The organism is Kitasatospora sp. NPDC093550 (assembly GCF_044764985.1).
GTDB lineage: Bacteria > Actinomycetota > Actinomycetes > Streptomycetales > Streptomycetaceae > Kitasatospora.
Genome location: NZ_JBIWJF010000077.1, coordinates 1 through 1,838, shown reverse-complemented (window position 1 = coordinate 1,838; position 1,838 = coordinate 1). Strand labels below are relative to the sequence as shown.

Here is a 1,838-nt window from a genome sequence, read left to right as displayed (position 1 = left end):
CTGAGGACAAGCCCTCGGCCTATTAGTACCGGTCAACTCCACCCCTCACAGGGCTTCCATATCCGGCCTATCAACCCAGTCGTCTACTGGGAGCCTTACCCTCTCAAGGAGGTGGGAGTGCTCATCTCGAAGCAGGCTTCCCGCTTAGATGCTTTCAGCGGTTATCCCTCCCGAACGTAGCCAACCAGCCATGCCCTTGGCAGGACAACTGGCACACCAGAGGTTCGTCCGTCCCGGTCCTCTCGTACTAGGGACAGCCCTTCTCAACACTCCTACGCGCACAGCGGATAGGGACCGAACTGTCTCACGACGTTCTAAACCCAGCTCGCGTACCGCTTTAATGGGCGAACAGCCCAACCCTTGGGACCTACTCCAGCCCCAGGATGCGACGAGCCGACATCGAGGTGCCAAACCATCCCGTCGATATGGACTCTTGGGGAAGATCAGCCTGTTATCCCCGGGGTACCTTTTATCCGTTGAGCGACGGCGCTTCCACAAGCCACCGCCGGATCACTAGTCCCTACTTTCGTACCTGCTCGACCCGTCAGTCTCACAGTCAAGCTCCCTTGTGCACTTACACTCAACACCTGATTGCCAACCAGGCTGAGGGAACCTTTGGGCGCCTCCGTTACCCTTTAGGAGGCAACCGCCCCAGTTAAACTACCCACCAGACACTGTCCCTGATCCGGATCACGGACCCAGGTTAGACATCCAGCACGACCAGAGTGGTATTTCAACGGCGACTCCACAACAACTGGCGTTGCTGCTTCACAGTCTCCCACCTATCCTACACAAGCCGAACCGAACACCAATATCAAGCTATAGTAAAGGTCCCGGGGTCTTTCCGTCCTGCTGCGCGAAACGAGCATCTTTACTCGTAATGCAATTTCACCGGGCCTATGGTTGAGACAGTCGAGAAGTCGTTACGCCATTCGTGCAGGTCGGAACTTACCCGACAAGGAATTTCGCTACCTTAGGATGGTTATAGTTACCACCGCCGTTTACTGGCGCTTAAGTTCTCAGCTTCGCCCCGACGAATCAGAGCTAACCGGTCCCCTTAACGTTCCAGCACCGGGCAGGCGTCAGTCCGTATACATCGCCTTACGGCTTCGCACGGACCTGTGTTTTTAGTAAACAGTCGCTTCTCGCTGGTCTCTGCGGCCACCCCCAGCTCAAGGCGCAAGGCCCGTCACCAGGAATGGCCCCCCTTCTCCCGAAGTTACGGGGGCATTTTGCCGAGTTCCTTAACCATAGTTCACCCGAACGCCTCGGTATTCTCTACCTGACCACCTGAGTCGGTTTGGGGTACGGGCCGCCATGAAACTCGCTAGAGGCTTTTCTCGACAGCATAGGATCATCCACTTCACCACAATCGGCTCGGCATCAGGTCTCAGACTATGTGTGAGGCGGATTTGCCTACCCCACGTCCTACACCCTTACCCCGGGACAACCACCGCCCGGGCTGGACTACCTTCCTGCGTCACCCCATCGCTCACCTACTACCCCGTTGGGTCACCGGCTCCACCACTTCCCTTTGCCCGAAGGCTCCGGGACGGCTTCACGGGCTTAGCATCAAGAGGTTCAGCGTTGGCGCTTCAAAGCGGGTACGGGAATATCAACCCGTTGTCCATCGACTACGCCTGTCGGCCTCGCCTTAGGTCCCGACTTACCCTGGGCAGATCAGCTTGACCCAGGAACCCTTGGTCAATCGGCGCAAGAGTTTCCCACTCTTGTATCGCTACTCATGCCTGCATTCTCACTCGTATACCGTCCACGACTCGATTCCTCGGCCGCTTCACCCGGCACACGACGCTCCCCTACCCATCACAGCAGGCGTT

Annotated in this window: 1 rRNA gene; it reads right to left on the bottom strand. The window is 57.3% G+C overall.

From position 1 onward, the window contains the following. Positions 1 to 2: 2 nt before the first annotated feature. A 23S ribosomal RNA gene (locus tag ACIRD3_RS40510) occupies positions 3 to 1,838 on the bottom strand; the annotation flags it as partial.